This window comes from Pseudomonas sp. NBRC 111143 (assembly GCF_001320965.1).
GTDB classification, from domain to species: domain Bacteria; phylum Pseudomonadota; class Gammaproteobacteria; order Pseudomonadales; family Pseudomonadaceae; genus Aquipseudomonas; species Aquipseudomonas machongensis.
On sequence record NZ_BCBT01000001.1, the window covers coordinates 115,919 to 130,267 of the forward strand.

The following is a 14,349-nucleotide window of genomic DNA, read 5'->3' on the forward strand; positions in this document are numbered from 1 at the left end:
CACTCCCAGCCACAACAACGCGACGGTATTCGCCGTCGACGACCTGGGAGCTGCTCATGAAAAACCTCGCGTTACCCTCCGGCTGGAAGCTGTTCGCTGCCCTTGCCGGCCTGACCCTGCTGATGACCGGGCTGGCACTGTGGATGCACCCCGTCGGCTCTGCCGATGCCCTGCGCACCGCCATCCGCGCCACCGCGCGAAGCTCCTTCGCGCTGTTCCTGCTGACGTTTCTGGCCTCCTCGCTGGTGACCCTGCTGCCTGGTGCCTTCAGCCGCCAGGTGCTGCGTGAGCGACGCTTCCTCGGGTTGGCCTTCGCCTTCTCCCACACGGTTCATGGCGTGCTGATCTACCTCTATGCGCAACGCTTCCCGGAACTGTTCTGGGCCGGCCGCACCGCAGTGGCCAACATTCCCGGCAGTGTCGGCTACCTGTTCATCCTGCTGCTGACCCTGACCTCGTTCAAAGGCGCCATGCGCCTGCTAGGCGGTCGCCTGTGGCGAGGCCTGCACAGCACCGGCACCTGGGTGCTGGCCGGGGTGTTCTGCCTGTCGTTCTACAAGCGCATCCCGATGGGCGGCTGGTACCCGCTGGCATTCGCCCTGATGTTCGCCGCCATCGTCCTCAAGCTCACCGCAAAGCGCGCTCAACACCTGCGCCGCGCCAAACCCGCCCTTTCCTGCTGAAGCGAGACCTGCACCATGACAACACTGATCAATCGCACCCTTGCACGCATCGACAACACCGGCAACTGGAGCGCGGACCTGCCCCTGCGGCTGTTCCTGGCCTGGGAGTTCTTCGAGTCGGGCCTTGAAAAGTTCAACGGCAACAACTGGTTCGTCGACTTGCAGGCCAACTTCCCCTTCCCGTTCAACATGCTGCCCGCTGAGTTCAACTGGCAAGTGTCGATGTGGGCCGAGCTGATCTGTCCGCTGCTCCTGCTGCTGGGCTTCGGCACACGCCTGGCCTCGGCGGTGTTGGCCGTGGTGACGGTCGTCGCGATCGCCTCCGTGCATTGGCCGGCACATTGGTCATCGCTGGCTGAGCTGGCCCAGGGCTATACCATTACCGACCGCGGCTTCGGCAACTTCAAGCTGCCGTTGATCTACCTGGTGGCGTTGCTGCCCTTGATACTCAAGGGATCGGGACGTCTCAGCCTGGATTATTGGCTGACTCGCCGCTGGCAGCACGGCTGATCAAGACCCGCAGAACACAAAGCCCACGCCTGGTAACAGGCGTGGGCTTTGTGTCTTCCAGCGGAGTGCAAACGCAGTAGATGGGCCCGCATGATTAGCACGTGCCCTCGGTTGAGGCGCCCCGTCAGGGCGCCCGGGTTCCAATGATCACACCCTGGGCGCGCAACCCTTCGAGCATTGCTCTCCCGCCCTCGAGCGACGCCTCGCCCCCCAGCGCCAGCAAGCGCTCACGCCCGCTGCCCGAGGCGTTCAACAGCTGCCACGCCAGTGGCGCCAGGCGGGAAAAGTGCACCTTGAATCCTGCATCGCGGTGTACCAGCAGCAGGGACGGCATCTCTGGCGCCTGTTCAGGCTGGTAACCCGGGCCGATTTGCTCCACCGGCCACTGGTAAGCCAGCACCTGGGCCACACAGGACAGCAGCGGCTCCCCGTCGAGCAGATCGCCGTCTGGATCGTGTGCCGGGTCCTGCGCATCAGTGAGGCTCAGGTACGCCTCGATCCACTCGTAATGCGCCAGTTCCAGTTGCCAGGGTGCATCCAGCTCGACACCTTGCAGATAGTCGATGAAGCACTCGGCAATCTCGGTGAACAAAGGGGTCTGGCTGCGATAGTTGGCGTAGAAGTCGCGCACCCGGGCATGCCAGACCTGATCGCCCAAGGTCCTGCGCATCACCGGGAAACTGCCGGCCAGCAAGCCCTCGATGGCACCGTAGAACAGCTCGCGGTAAACCCTCAACCGCCGCGCCTCGATACCGGGTGGCGCCGGATGGCGCTGCGGGTCGCGCAGGTGACGGGCCAGGGTGAATTGTTGCTCGCGCAGCTCAGTCATGGCGCAACCCTCCGGCAGCCTGCTGCAGCGCCCGGATGCGTGCCGTCTCGGCCAGCAGCTCGGCGATGGGCGGGTAGTTGAAATCGCGCTCCAGCACTGTCGGCTGATTGCCGAAACGCTGGCAAGCGATCGAGAACAGCGTCCATACGTCTTCCTTCACCGCAGCGCCGTGGGTATCGACCTTCAAGTCCGGCGCCTCGTCGTAGTGCCCCGCCACATGCATGCCAACCACCCGTTCGCGCGGCAGCCCTTCGAGAAAGGCCAATGCGTCGTATCGATGGTTGCAGGCATTGACGAAGACGTTGTTGACGTCCAGCAGCAGGTCACAGTCGGCTTCCTCGAGCACCGCGCGGATGAACGACAACTCGCTCATCGCCTGGTAGGGCGCGGCGTAGTAGCTGATGTTTTCCACCGCGATACGCCGGCCCAGACAATCCTGGGCCTGGCGGATACGCGCAGAGACATGGCGGACAGCTTCGTCGGTGAAAGGAATAGGCATCAGGTCGTAGAGATGGCCATCATCGCTGCAATAACTCAGGTGTTCGCTGTACAGCTTCACCTGGTATCGGTCCATGAAACGGCGGGTGCTATCGAGCAGCTTCAGGTCCAGCGCCTCGGGGCCGCCCAGCGACAGGGACAGGCCATGGCAAGCGATTGCGAAACGTTCCGCGAGCTGCGCCAGGCCATGGCCAAAGGCGCCACCGACATTGATCCAGTTCTCCGGGGCGCATTCGAGAAAGTCCACGGTGCCTGGCTCCAGTTTCAGCAGTTCGGCAAGCAGGCCGCGGCGCAAACCAAGGCCGGTGAGCAAGGGTTGGGAATGCATGAGAGAAGTCTCCGCAGGGGCCGGAAACGACTGCGGGGCAAGCCGCCTTCCGTTGAACGATGGAAGATGGCTTGCCCCGCGCGCTAACCGGCGAGAGGTCAGATTTGTCGAATGAAACGGCAGAACGGCGGGAGAAGATTGCAGATAGCGGTCATGGCAAGGCTCCACATCGGTCGAAAGGTCAGCTCATTTCGCCGCAATGGTGTGTCCTTGGTGTATCGGGCAATGGCGGAATTTGTATGGCAATCGGTCACCGGGGCCCGGTGATACAGTGCGATACAAAAACGCCGGTCTGCAAAGACCGGCGCGGATGGTTCAGTCGTCCAGTGGCTTGGGCGGTGCTGCCGGCTTGGCTGGTTTGGCGGCCTTGCCAGTTTCTTTCGCTTTGGGCTCTGCGGCCGGGGCGGCAGCGACCGGCTCGGGTGTCGCGATGGCTTTCTCAGCGGCGGGCAGTTCGTCAACCGCCTTGAAAATCGCCTGCGGGTCGATCTTCTCACCGCTTTCATCATCCTTGAGCATGTGCCGCTCGCCATCCTTGCCGATCAGGATCACCTTGGTGCCTTTGCTCGCGCCAAGCTTGAGCTCGCGGATCAGCGCCATGGTGGTCTGCTGCTCGAGGTTCTTGTCTTCGCGTTTGCCCATCATCTGGGCAACGCTGAACAGCACCAGGTTACGCTCCTTGAACCCGGCCTGGGTGGCTGGATCCTTCATGGCCTCTTCCAGCCCGCGCAAGGTCGGGTCGGCGCTGCTGGGGGCGATCACGACCAGTGGCCGTGCCTTGCCCAGCTCCTTGGCCAGGGGCGCATCGCTGTCGGCCGCCAATAGCGGGGCGGCGACGGCAAGCAGGGTGGCGAGGGTCAGTGACCGGACGAGCATGTGTATCTCCTTGTTCTCTCGATATATCAATGACTACAGATCATAGAGAAAGATCCGAAACGGAGCCTAAACCACCTGAGGTGGACCATGCGCTGTGCAAAGGTAACTTCCGGTGTCCAGGCCTTCGCTCAGGAGGTACGGAAATGGCCGGCACCCACTGCAGAGCATAGCCCAACAATGAACGCCGGCCCCTCGCCGCTCAGCCCGTGCCGCTGCCACGGCTTGATCCAGGCTGCGGCTCGGAAGCACCCGGTCCCAGTTGGGATGGGTTCTGCGCCAGCGCGGCTCGGGTCAGTTCTATGATCCGTGCCTGCACCGCCGCGTCGTGCTCGGTCGACAGCAGGTCCATCGTCTGGCGAAAGGTCTGTGAATCCATGCCAGTGCCAAGCGCGCGCATGCGCTCGGCGAATTCGCTATCGACCAAGCGTATCTCAAGGCTGGCACGCTGCTCGCGCAGTTGCCGGTCGATATCGGCCTGCCGCTTGAGATGCTCCTCCAGGGCATCTCCCGTCAGATCGGCGGTTTGAAGGCTCAGTTGGCCGGACTGCGTCTGCAACCGTTGCACCTCGTTACGCAGGGCTTGCACGGTATCGTCATAGGATCGGGCGCCTGATGAATCATTGCCAGCCATCTCCTGAACCACCTCGATACGCTCGAAGAACGGCTTCTTGATGGCGTCGAATTCCGCTTGATGGCTGTTCTTGAGATGCTCGGTCCAGAATTCACGCATGAACAGCGACTCGACCATGGCCTGCTCGGTTTCCCCCTCGCGCAGCCGCTGGCGGGCGGCAGCCAGACGCTCGGGAGTCAAGCCGGCAGTCTGCTGGTAGGCGATGTCTGCCGGTTGTGCGGGCAGATCGAAGTCATCGCGCAGCATGACACGGTAGGCCAGTTCTACCTCGACTTCATCGGGGTCACGTCCCGCGATCACACGGCCGGCAATGTCATCGACGGCAATCCGTTCGATTTCATCCAGACGCCACAGCTGTCGTCCCAAGCGTACCAATGCCGCATCCTGGGCACCTCCCCTGGCGTCGACCAGCGCCCTCCAGACCAGCATGCGCACCTCCAGTCGACTGAAATTACCGATGACACTGTCCTGGCAGGTCCTGGGCAACATCGCCTGGGTGAACAGTTCCTCGCGCAACTCAGCATGCTCACGCATCGCAAGCATCATGCTGGTCACTCGCCGCCCAAGATCGGCGCCATGGTTGCGAAAATCCAATGTCTCCAGCAGGCGGCGCAACAAGTCCATGAAGTCGGCGCTGCCCGGCGCCTCGGCCAGCCCATTCCAGCAATCGTCGAACTGCACGGTGTCGCCTGCTTCGATCACGTGTTGCCAGGCACCACGGGCACTGTCGAGCGCAGCAGCACCCTCCTCCGCTTGATCACTGACAGTTTCGGCTTCCAGCTCCTCTTCAATTATCAGTTGATGACGAATCATGAAGCTGCGCAGTCGCTGGGTCGACGTGGCGCTCAGCGGGTTCTCGCTCAACAGCACCGCGCGGGCGTACCACCTCGGGGCACTGAAGAAGTGATCGGGAAGTTCGACAATTGCGTTGTGACGCAGGTCAGCGACCACCAAAGAGCCTCGACTCAGCAAGCCCTCGGGCAACTCGCTGATTCCGGTGTGTGCCAGCTGCAGGGAGTTCAGGTGCGGCATGCCCGCCACGGAAAAACTGCGCCCCAATGGGTTGTACGACAAATCCAGCAGCCTCAGGTGCGTCAGTTGCAGCAGCGTGGTCGCCTGGCGATCGTCCAGCATGATCTGATTGCCGGTCAGGTCCAGCTCACGCAGTCGCGACAGGTGACGTAACCGGGGCGGCAGGCGGGTAAGCCTGTTGTTGGGTATCTCAAGGACTTCCAGGCGACTGAACGCCCGCATGAATGTGCTGGAAATCTCGGTCAGGCCAATGCCGCGCAACGACAACGACACCACATGATCGAAGCGAACCTGTTGCGAAAGCTCCGGGAGCGACTGCAGCGACACGGTCCACAGGTTCAGGCGTTGACCGATCACGCGCCCGTTCTGGTCGTACACCCTGGGCAGCGTGCGCCGCCAGGCCGCAAGCAAGGCGTCACGCATGTAGACCCTTTCGCCACGGGCGCTCAGGCTCACGGGCTGATTGGTCCACAATTGCAGGTCCGTCTCCAGCACGGCCAACTCATCCTCAAGCCGACTCAGCTCGGTGTGAATGTTCCCGCCGCTGTTGCCAAGCGTCACCAGCCAGGCTTGTGCATCGTTGTCGCTCAGGTTCGGGTAGAGGTTACGTACCCTGGCGAACAACGGCCGGCCTCGTCCCCGCCCGCCCCCGCGACCGCTCAACGGGTAACCGACCCGGCCATCCGCCAGACGTTGCGGCGCGCGGAACCAGCCTGCAGAGGCACGCCTGCCGAGCATCGTTTGGACGTCCGCCCGACGGGCCGCGGTCGCGCGCGCCAGGGTCACACGCAGGTTGTGCGCCAGGGGCTCGCCCAATCCCAGAGCCTCCCGCTGAGGGCCATCCATCGCACCGCTCAGGACCTCGAACAACTCCCCTTCCCCGAGCACCGCCTCGGTTGCCTCATCGAGCAGTAGGAAGTACCCATCGGTGTGAACCAGGGTCAGTGTGCGAACGGCCTGTGTGCGGTCTATCGACAGCAGCACCGGGCCGTTCGCAGAGCCCTCGCACAAGCGCCAGGCCACGTTGCGCGAAGCACCCGGCAGGGTGTCGAGAACCTGCAGCGCAACACGGGCAAGGTCGGCGTTCTGGCTAGCGTCCAGGTACAACCCTTCGAACACTCGGGCCACTCTGATACGCCACACCGCAGCGCCCGCCTTTGAAGCAAGGTCCATCGCAACCCGGCCGTCATCCAGCAAGCGCTGGCGATCCACAACACTGGCTTCGCGCATCAGTTGCGCAGCCGCTCGACCGTGCAATGAAGCGAACTGCCGACACAGACGCTGGACGCCTGCGTTCCCCGGTGGCTGCTCCAACGCATACATCTGCTCGAACAGACGCCTTCGTTCGGACCAGATCAACTCCGCCAATGCCTGGTCCGAAGCACCTGCGGCGCCAGGTAGTAACCGCGCCTGATCAAGCACGGCCTCTTCGGTGGGCATGACCCCGCCGCGCAATTGCCTGACCACTCGACGGATTCGCAGGTCCAGCCGATACCGAACGACACTGTCCTGCCATTCGCCATGGGCCACGCGCCCCTCGACATGTACCGCTCGCAGATGCTGGGCCTGTATGTCGTGGGCGAGCAGGATCTCATCGATCTGGTCGTCATCCAGCTCGGCAAAGTCATGGCCCAGGCGCCGGAAAGAGCGCCGAGGGTCATCCCACTCCAGCGGTTGCTCCCACCACAGCCGCCAGCTACCCGCGCCATTGTGTCTGAGCACCGGCGCATGCTTGTCGTCACCCTGCAGGCGCCAGCGCTGATCGCTGCCCTGCGCAACGCGATAGTGCTGGCCATCCATTTCAACCCAACAGCCTTCGCCGGCCCGGTATACACCCAGGTCGTCACGCACGGCCCCCGCAGGCGGCGCACTGCGAAAGGGTGTGAGGTCTTCTTTCCACAGCCGCGTGCTGCCGTCCTCCAGCCGCACCGGCAACAGGCTATCGACGAGTGCCGAACGGCTCCAGGCCGCTCGCGCCAACTGAGCACCTGCCGCCGTAGCCGCAATCATGGCGACATCGCCGGCGACGTTGAGCAGGTGATCGAGTGCCTCGCTGCTGTCCCCTTCGTGCCAGGCCTCGACACCGTGGTAGACCTCACCCAGCAGTTGCCATGCGCTCACCGCGAGCAACACCGCGCCCAGGGCCGGCACGAAAAGCCCCGCTATGCTGAGCAAAGCCCAGCCCTCTGCGGACAAGCGCTGATCATGCTCGCGCCGGACCTGTTCATCCACAGCAGCCGAGGGCACGGCGATCATCGCCGCATCGGCCTTGACCTGCGCGATGCGCGCACGACCCAGCGCAATGAACAGCGAGCCCTCCAAGGTACTGGCGGTGGCCTGGTCGCTGATCTCCCAAGGATGCATGTGCTCTTCCAACGCAATGTTCGCCAGGTCCGACACACCCTGGTAGCCCGAAGCCACAGCAGAAAAGAACGACTGCGCATCGCGGCGCAACACGAAGCGGCTGAAGAAACGCTGATACCCGGGCAGCCGCAAGCGCTTGCCCAGGTCATTGGCAAAGTAGCGCAGGTTGGGGAACGCGCTCCATGGGGTCGCGGGGTCGCCCGGAATATGGACCAGCACGCGGTGGCTGGAGCTGTACAGAGGGCTGAAGGTCTCATCGCGCACATCCAGCACCACGATCTGCTCCAGGTTGCACGCCAACAGGCTCAGGCGCTTGCACTGCACCGGTCGTCCTTCGAAGGTCAACGGGGCTTTCTGCGCGCAGAGATTCTGCACCAGCACGTATTCGTTCTCGCTCAGGACGCCCTTCAGCCGAGCGACACAGGCATCGGCCAGCATGCCGTAGCGATGGGCACGGCCAAACACCGAGTCGGCGCCAGCCTCCGAGTCGCTGTACTGCTCCAGCACCGTGTGCAAATGGCGCTGGTACTGACCGCCCAGGTCCAGTGACCGGCACAGCGCAGCGAAATGACGCGCGCTAGGCAGACGTGCAGAGTTATTGCCAGGATCGCCTAGCCGGCTACCGGGTAACTGCCCGCCGTCCTCGGTTTCCTCCTCGCGGAAGTTGCCCAGCGCGGCCTCGAGCAGGGGTATTTGCGTGTACACCGGCACCGTCACCGGATAGCCGATGGGTATCGAGGTGAGCACCGGCTCACGGTGTCCACGCCGAAACTGCAACGTGCGGACATCGAAAGGCTCGTCGACATGGGGCTTGAGGGCCTCGGTCAGACGAGTCTGGGCAAAGCTGTCCAGGGGTTCCAACTGCCCCATGATGGCTTGAGCCCGCGTCTGGAAGTACACGCTGAGCTGCATCGCTTCGTGCAACTGCTTGACCTGTTCCGGGGAGGCCTGACGCAGCCAGTCCGGCAAACGCTCCCCAATCACGGCGTCCTGATGCAAGGCCGGAAAATCGGGGACGGTCGTGGCGTCTTCTTCGCGCTGTTCGCGGGGGGTCGGCATGGCATCGCGCTCCTTGAAAAAAGAAGCGCAGGCTAGGTGGCAGGGTCCCCGCTCGGGCAGTAGATAGATGCCACCCCGACGGCGGCCCACCGAGCGTGCGGCGGGGCCCTCAGAAGAGCAGGAGCTGACGATCGGTCAGGCTGGCGAAATCATCCCCAACGAACGGCAAGATCGCATCCGCCACCGGCTGCAACTGCCGGCTCAGGTAGTGCTCGTGATCGACTGGCGACTGCAGGTTCTCCAGAGGCTCCGGGCCTGCCGTGGTGATGAGGTAGCTGATCCAGCCTCCCCGCTGGTATTGCAGCGGGCGACCCAGGCGCAGGTTGTATTCATCGGCAAGGCGCGCGGCGCGCACATGGGGAGGCACGTTGCGCTGGTAGTCCTGCAAAGGGCGACGCAGCCGCTTGCGATACACCAGCAGTTCATCCTGTTCGCCCAACAGCGTGCGTCGTACATAATCGCGCACATAGTCGCGGTAGGGTTGGCCCCGAAAGATCCGGCCATACAGCTCCTGCTGGAACTGCCGGGCCAGCGGCGACCAGTCGGTGCGTACCGACTCCAGCCCTTTGTACACCACCTCGTCCTGGCCGTCTGCGCGCTGTACCAACCCGGCATAGCGCTTCTTGCTGCCCTCCTCGGTGCCGCGGATGGTCGGCATCAGGAAGCGCCGGTAGTGGGTTTCGAACTGCAGCTCCAGCGCACTGTGCAGCCCCAGCTCTTGATCCAAATGCTCGCGCCACCACTGGTTGACCTCAGCCACCAGTGCACGCCCGATACGCGCCGCCTGCTCCTCGTCGTGCGCCCCCTTGAGCCAGACGAAGGTGGAATCGGTGTCGCCATAGATCACGTCATAACCACGTGCTTCGATCAGCGCCCGGGTCTGGCGCATGATCTGATGCCCGCGCAGGGTGATCGACGATGCCAGGCGCGGGTCGAAGAACCGACAACCGCTGGAGCCAAGCACGCCGTAGAAGGCATTCATGATGATCTTCAGGGCCTGGGACAACGGAGCGTTACCCGCTTTCTTCGCCGCTTCGCGATTCTGCCAGACCCGCTCGACGATGGCTGGCAAGGCGTGGCGGGTACGCGAGAAGCGGGCGCCACGAAAGCCCTCGACCGAGCTTGTCTGATCGGGCTCGCGCAAGCCTTCCACCAGCCCCACCGGGTCGATCAGGAAGGTACGGATGATCGACGGGTACAGGCTCTTGTAGTCCAGCACCAGCACCGATTCGTACAAGCCTGGCCGCGAGTCCATGACGAACCCGCCTGGGCTGGCCTCGCCCTCGCGGCTGCCCAGGCTCGGCGCGACGAAGCCCAGCCGGTGCATGGCCGGGATGTAAAGGTGACAGAACGCCGCCACCGAGCCGCCGCTGCGGTCCACCGGCAGGCCAGTCACCGTGGCACGTTCAAGAAGGAAGTCGAGCAGCCGGGTGTGCTCGAAGATGCGGGTGACCAGCTCGCAATCCTTGAGGTTGTAGCGCGCCAGGGCCGGCTTGTCCTGGGCGAACATCCGGTTGATCTCATCCATGCGCTGGTAGGGAGTGTCGATGGCCTTGCCTTCCCCCAGCAGGGTCTGGGCGACGTTTTCCAGGCTGAACGAGGGGAAGCTCCAGGTCGCCGAGCGCAGGGCTTCGATGCCGTCGATCAATAGCCGCCCCGGCGCATCGGCGAAGAAATGCGTGCGGCTGCCATGCTCGCGCAGGGTCATCGGCGCACCATCGCGGCCCAGGCACAGAGGCACCTGCAACTGCCGAGCGTGATCATGGAGGATACGCAGGTCGAACTGCACCAGGTTCCAGCCGATGATCGCGTCCGGGTCGTGACGCTCCAACCAGCGGTTGAGGCACTCGAGCAACTGGCCACGGTCGGCGCAGTAGTGCAGGTCGAAATCCTCCACCTGCATTGGGCCGTTGGGAGGTCCGAGCATGTAGACCTGGCGCTGACCGCATCCCTCCAGCGCGATGCTGTACAGCTCGCCCCGTTCGCTGGTCTCGATATCCAGAGACACCAGGCGCAGGCTCGGGCGGTAGTCCGGATGAGGCTTGAGCTGGGCATCCACGACCGTTCCCTGGGCATCGACACGACCACCGAACAAGACCGGCGCGGTAATGAAGCGCTCCATCAGATAGCGCTCCGGCGGTCGGATGTCGGCTTCCAGCACCTCGACGCCGGCGGTGCGCAGGCGTTTGTCCAAGGCCATCAGTTGGCGATGTTGACGGCAGTAAAGGCCCATCACCGGCCGCTGCTGAAAGTCGCGCAGTTCAAGGGGGCGCAGCTCTGCGCCCGGCTCATCGCCGAGCAACAGTTGTGCATGTGCGGCCTGCTGCGCGGGCACGAACGCCACCGAAACCTGCGCGCCCAGGCGCACACGCCGGGGGCCCTGGTCGGTGGCCAGCCAGAACTCCACGCACGTGCCGTCGGGGGTGTCATGCCAATGGCGGGTCAGGACAAAACCCTGCTGCAGCTCCACATGGACCTCACACACTTGATCAAGCGCGAATTCTACCCGCTTTGCGCAAGCCCCGGGACGTCTGGCGATTCTGCAACACGCGGGCAGATGTGAAAAATTTGTCTTTTTTTTTGGCATACCACGCTTTCGGGGCGCGACAAATCCTGACAAACTTATTGCCAATCATTCTCATAAGCACTAGCAACAAGGATATCCAGGCATGACCCCTGCTGCTCCGCCTCGTCGTTTCGCGCTCAACCTGCTGACCCTGGCCATCGGTTTCAGCACCCTGCCCCATGCCATGGCTGACGACCAGCAACCACCCGCAGCGCTGGAACTGGGCGCCACCGAGATCAGCGACAACCGGCTGGGCAGCACCACCGAAGGCAGTACGTCCTACACCACCGGCGCCATGAACACCGCGACCAAGCTGCCGTTGACCATGCGCGAGACCCCGCAGGCGGTCACCGTGATCACCCGTCAGCGCATGGACGACCAGAACATGACCAGCATCAACGACGTGGCCCGCTACACCCCGGGGCTGTTCCTCAACCAGTCCAGCGGCCCCGGCCGCCAGAGCTACACCGCCCGAGGCTTCGACGTCGACAACCTGATGTACGACGGCATCCCAAGCGCCTATACCGGTTGGGTGGTTGGCGCCCAACCCAACCTGGCGATGTTCGACCGCGTCGAAGTGGTTCGCGGCTCCACCGGTCTGGTCACAGGCGCCGGTACACCATCAGCGGCCATCAACCTGGTGCGCAAGCGCCCACTGGCCGAACAGAAAGTCACCGTCACCGGCGCGGCCGGTAGCTGGGACAACTACCGCGGCGAGCTCGACGCCTCCAGCCCGCTCAACGACAGCGGCACCCTGCGCGGCCGGATAGTGACCTCCTACCGCGACGCCAACGGATTCCGTGATGGTCAGGAAGAAAACCATGGGCTGTTCTATGCCATCAGCGAAGCCGACCTGAGCGACGACACCACCTTGACCCTGGGCTTTTCGCACCAGAAGGACAAGACCAATTTCTTCTGGGGGGCCATCCCGACCGACCTCAGCGGCCATCACCTGGATGTGTCGCGTTCGTACAACCCCGGCACCGACTGGGAAGACAAGGACCAGGAGATCAACACCCTCTTCGCCGAAGTGCGCCACCACCTGGCCAATGACTGGAAGCTGCAGGTCAACGCCAACTACAGCGAGCAGAACGCACTGTTCCGCGGTTCTTACCTGTCGCGCTGGAACACTGCCAAGACCCTGAGCAGGACGGTCTACCAGTCCGCGCACGACGAGAACCAACTGGGTCTCGACGCCTTCGCCAGTGGCCCCTTCGAGCTGCTGGGCCGCAGCCATGAATTGGTGCTGGGTGCCAGCAAGCGCATCTACGACATGAACGAGCGCGAATACAGCCCCTATGACAGCGACTATCCGCTCGATAGCGGCAAGCCGAACTTCCTGCACACTGGCAACAGTCGCTACCTGATCAACCAGGAAGGCGTTTACGCCACCACCCGCCTGAGCCTGGCAGACCCGCTCAAGCTGATTCTCGGCGGACGCCTGGACTGGTACGACTACGACCAGCGAGACAACAACGACGGCGACTACAAGGTGACCCGCAACGTCACTCGCTACGGCGGCCTGATCTATGACCTGGACGAGCATCACTCGGTGTATGTGAGCTACACCGACATCTTCACTCCGCAGAGCGGCAAGGACGTCTCCGGCAAGCCGATCATCCCGATCGTCGGCAAGAACTATGAAGTCGGCATCAAGGGCGAATATTTCGATGGTGCCCTGAACGCCAGCCTTGCGGTGTTCCGTATCGACCAGGAAAACCGTCAGGTCCAGATCGGCGCGGCCAACTGCCCGCAGATGACCTGCTATGAAGCCTCGGGCGAAGTACGCAGCCAAGGTATCGATTTCGAACTGCAGGGTGCACTGACCGACCATTGGCAGATCGGCACCGGCTATACCTACGCCCGCGTGCACACCATCAAGGACGAGAAGAACCCGGCGAGCGTCAACAAGCCGCTCAAGTCCGACACGCCAGAACACCAGTTCAAGCTGTTCACCACCTATCGCTTCCAGGGCCCGCTGGAAAAACTGCGAGTGGGCGGCGGCATCACCTGGCAGAGCCGGATGTACAACGACATCCCGGTCAATGGCGGCAACTATCGGTTGGTACAAGGTAGCTACGCAGTCACCGACCTGTTGGCCGGCTATCAGGTCAACCAGCATCTGGACCTGCAGCTCAACGCCAACAACATCTTCGACAGGAAGTACTACTCGTCCATCTCGAAGTCGGTGGACTACGGCGGCGACACCTTCGGCGATCCACGCAACCTGATGCTGACGGCCAAGTACAGCTTCTGACCCTCGCGGGCTGGCGGGCCAGGCCTGTCAGCCCTTGATCGCGCGCTCGATCGTGGCGATGTCGATCTTGTCCATATTCATCATCGCCTCGAACGCCCGCTTGGCTGCCGCGCGGTCGCTACCGCCGACCGCGTCGGTCAGCACCCGCGGACTGATCTGCCACGACAGCCCCCATTTATCCTTGCACCAGCCGCACACGCTGGCCTGGCCACCGTTATCGATGATCGCGTGCCAGTAGCGATCGGTCTCGGCCTGGTCGTCAGTGGCCACCTGGAACGAAAACGCCTCGGAATGCTTGAACGCGGCCCCACCATTGAGGCCCAGGCACGGGATGCCCATCACGATGAACTCCACCGTAAGCACATCACCCTCCTTGCCCGAGGGATAGTCACCCGGCGCCTTGTGCACGGCCACCACACGGCTGTCGGGGAAGGTGTCGGCGTAGAACTGCGCCGCCGCCTCGGCATCGCTGTCGAACCACAGACAGATGGTGTTCTTGCTGGGCATGGCGCGCTCCCGGATCGGTGGATGATCCTGAGCAGTCTAGCCGGGCCCGTCACAGGTGGCTGACGAGGGCGACACACGGAAAACTCGGAATTTTCCTACGCAAGAAACGGAAAGCGAGAAGTCGAAATTGGGACTTCCCCGTCGCAACATTGCCACCGCGGCTGATTGATAGCCGTTCGAACATCTCTGGCATATCAACGACAAGGAAG

Annotated in this window: 9 protein-coding genes; 3 read left to right on the forward strand and 6 right to left on the reverse strand. The window is 63.2% G+C overall.

From position 1 onward, the window contains the following. Positions 1-56 precede the first annotated feature (56 nt). Positions 57-683 carry a ferric reductase-like transmembrane domain-containing protein gene (locus APH44_RS00430; protein WP_054890712.1) on the forward strand — a complete coding sequence of 209 codons (627 nt, stop codon included), beginning with the start codon at positions 57-59 and terminating at the stop codon, positions 681-683. Positions 684-698: 15 nt separating this feature from the next. After that, positions 699-1,193: a DoxX family protein gene (locus APH44_RS00435; protein ID WP_054890713.1), complete on the forward strand. Its 495-nt coding sequence runs from the start codon at positions 699-701 to the stop codon at positions 1,191-1,193. Between the two features lie 124 nt (positions 1,194-1,317). Here the strand turns inward: APH44_RS00435 and APH44_RS00440 are convergent, their stop codons facing one another. The 5 genes from APH44_RS00440 to APH44_RS00460 all read right to left on the reverse strand — a co-directional run bounded on the left by APH44_RS00440 (position 1,318) and on the right by APH44_RS00460 (position 11,280). Then, positions 1,318-2,022, reverse strand: a complete 705-nt coding sequence (locus APH44_RS00440) for a DUF2063 domain-containing protein (RefSeq protein WP_054890714.1) — start codon at positions 2,020-2,022, stop codon at positions 1,318-1,320. Beyond that, positions 2,015-2,848 (reverse strand): DUF692 domain-containing protein, encoded by an 834-nt coding sequence (locus APH44_RS00445; RefSeq protein WP_054890715.1) that lies wholly within the window; start codon positions 2,846-2,848, stop codon positions 2,015-2,017. Before APH44_RS00445 ends, APH44_RS00440 begins: the two co-directional genes overlap by 8 nt. Positions 2,849-3,163: 315 nt before the next feature. Next, entirely contained in the window at positions 3,164-3,724 is a 561-nt protein-coding gene (locus APH44_RS00450) for a DUF4174 domain-containing protein (protein WP_054890716.1), read from the reverse strand. 199 nt (positions 3,725-3,923) lie between these two features. Then, positions 3,924-8,810, reverse strand: a complete 4,887-nt coding sequence (locus tag APH44_RS00455) for an NEL-type E3 ubiquitin ligase domain-containing protein (RefSeq protein WP_054890717.1) — start codon at positions 8,808-8,810, stop codon at positions 3,924-3,926. Between the two features lie 109 nt (positions 8,811-8,919). Next, positions 8,920-11,280, reverse strand: a complete 2,361-nt coding sequence (locus APH44_RS00460) for a DNA polymerase II (protein WP_054890718.1) — start codon at positions 11,278-11,280, stop codon at positions 8,920-8,922. Between the two features lie 199 nt (positions 11,281-11,479). On the opposite strand from APH44_RS00460, the gene APH44_RS00465 reads away from it, so the two are divergent. Further along, on the forward strand, positions 11,480-13,633 hold the full coding sequence (locus APH44_RS00465) for a TonB-dependent siderophore receptor (protein ID WP_054890719.1): 2,154 nt from the start codon (positions 11,480-11,482) through the stop codon (positions 13,631-13,633). Between the two features lie 27 nt (positions 13,634-13,660). Here APH44_RS00465 and APH44_RS00470 read toward each other — a convergent pair whose 3' ends face one another. Continuing rightward, positions 13,661-14,140, reverse strand: a complete 480-nt coding sequence (locus APH44_RS00470; protein WP_054890720.1) for a VOC family protein — start codon at positions 14,138-14,140, stop codon at positions 13,661-13,663. Positions 14,141-14,349: the final 209 nt, after the last annotated feature.

Coding starts and splice junctions, on each gene's coding strand:
- APH44_RS00430 (WP_054890712.1), top strand. CDS start 57: ATGAAAAACCTCGCGTTACCCTCCGGCTGGAAGCTGTTCGCTGCCCTT.
- APH44_RS00435 (WP_054890713.1), top strand. CDS start 699: ATGACAACACTGATCAATCGCACCCTTGCACGCATCGACAACACCGGC.
- APH44_RS00440 (WP_054890714.1), bottom strand. CDS start 2,022: ATGACTGAGCTGCGCGAGCAACAATTCACCCTGGCCCGTCACCTGCGC.
- APH44_RS00445 (WP_054890715.1), bottom strand. CDS start 2,848: ATGCATTCCCAACCCTTGCTCACCGGCCTTGGTTTGCGCCGCGGCCTG.
- APH44_RS00450 (WP_054890716.1), bottom strand. CDS start 3,724: ATGCTCGTCCGGTCACTGACCCTCGCCACCCTGCTTGCCGTCGCCGCC.
- APH44_RS00455 (WP_054890717.1), bottom strand. CDS start 8,810: ATGCCGACCCCCCGCGAACAGCGCGAAGAAGACGCCACGACCGTCCCC.
- APH44_RS00465 (WP_054890719.1), top strand. CDS start 11,480: ATGACCCCTGCTGCTCCGCCTCGTCGTTTCGCGCTCAACCTGCTGACC.
- APH44_RS00470 (WP_054890720.1), bottom strand. CDS start 14,140: ATGCCCAGCAAGAACACCATCTGTCTGTGGTTCGACAGCGATGCCGAG.